Origin of the sequence: Bacillus haikouensis, assembly GCF_013179555.1 — a bacterium.
Taxonomy (GTDB): domain Bacteria; phylum Bacillota; class Bacilli; order Bacillales; family Bacillaceae_B; genus Rossellomorea; species Rossellomorea haikouensis_A.
On record NZ_JABMCR010000519.1, the window covers coordinates 1 to 1493 of the forward strand.

General features: G+C 39.7%; 2 protein-coding genes. Both read left to right on the plus strand.

What is annotated here, in order from left to right:
• Positions 1-54 precede the first annotated feature (54 nt).
• Positions 55-666: an ECF transporter S component gene (locus HP456_RS23845; RefSeq protein ID WP_172255649.1), complete on the plus strand. Its 612-nt coding sequence runs from the start codon at positions 55-57 to the stop codon at positions 664-666.
• A 176-nt stretch (positions 667-842) separates the two neighbouring features.
• The coding region (locus tag HP456_RS23850; RefSeq protein WP_172255651.1) for an energy-coupling factor transporter transmembrane component T at positions 843-1493 on the plus strand (651 nt) is incomplete at its 3' end.

Consider the following 1493-nt stretch of genomic DNA (forward strand, 5'->3'; position numbering starts at 1 on the left):
AATGTTCGAAGAAATTAAATCTCAGTAAAACCCATATAAAAAGGAGGACAAAAGATGAAAAGTATAACAAAGGATTTTACGCTAATTTCCATATTGCTCATTCCCATTGGTGTGGCAGTCAATGTAGTTGCCGGTGAATTGGTTGAAATATTAAAGATTCCTCTCTTCTTAAATCAAATTGGCACGATGATTGTCGCGATGGTAGCCGGTCCTTGGGTCGGGGCAGTGACCGGAGGGGTCTCAAAGCTGATATTCGGGATATTCAACCCTACTCAGCTGGCGTTTATGCCGGTGGCCATGGCTTCAGGAATCGTTGTCGGTCTCATGGCAAAAAAGGGGTTCACAAAAAATGCTTGGAAGGTTGGCTTTACAGGTTTCATCGTGGCCATCGTGGCCATATTAATCGCTACCCCGACAACGGTTATTGTATTTGGAGGAGCTTCAGGAACTGGATCAGATACAGTCACTGCCGTACTTTTAGCTTCAGGCAAAGAAATATGGACAGCAGTTTTTACTCAAAAGATCTTTGTTGAAAGTATTGATAAAATCCTTTCAATAATGGTTGCCTATATGATTGTCCGGAAGATGTCAGATCAATACCTGTCTAAACAAAAATATGGTCACTTATATTTTAATAGTAACAATAATAATAAACTAGGAGCTTAAAAGATTTATAAAAGCACGGGGTGAAAATGTTGATTAATCTGCGGTCACTGCATCACTCACCCCTTTTGTTATCCTTATATATATTTTAGAAATATAAGAGGGTTTGAAAGGATTGACCCGATCCTTTCATTAATCAGCGGAAAAATGAACCAAAATATGAAAGGGAAGATGCACGTATGGAGAAAATAGGAAACTTCATTCTAAATCTTTATCCAACTACTAAATTCTTGTTTGCCGTCTTTTTGATGATAACCCCGTTACTGTTGCCAGGTTATCTCTATTCATATTTGGTCCCCGTGCTGTGTTTAATGATTGCGATGGTAGCGGGAAAAACAAAACTATATGTGAATATCGTCTTTAAAGCATTGATACCGATTGTTGTCATGATCTTTCTTTTGCAATCATTTTTCTATCCGGGAAATACCATCTTATGGTCCTGGAGCATATTCTCCATTAAACAAGAAGGCATCAATTTTAGTTTACAGTTAACCTCCAAAATATTAGCGGTCGGATCAGCCATTGTTCTATTTTTTCAGATTACCAAAATCAATGATTTATCACGGGCATTAGAATTAATGGGCGTTTCGCCAAAAGCGACCTATGTCCTTTCTGCCGCACTGAATATTATCCCCGAAATGAGGCTGCAGTTGCTGCGGATCATGGATGCACAAAAAACCCGCGGTGTAGAAACGGAAGGAAGCCTTAGCATCCGAATGAAAGCATTTGTACCAGCATTAACCCCGCTGATCTTGTCTTCATTCTCAAGCACAGACGAGAAAGCCATCACGTTAGAATCCAGAGCGTTTACAGCCCGGACCAAAAAAACA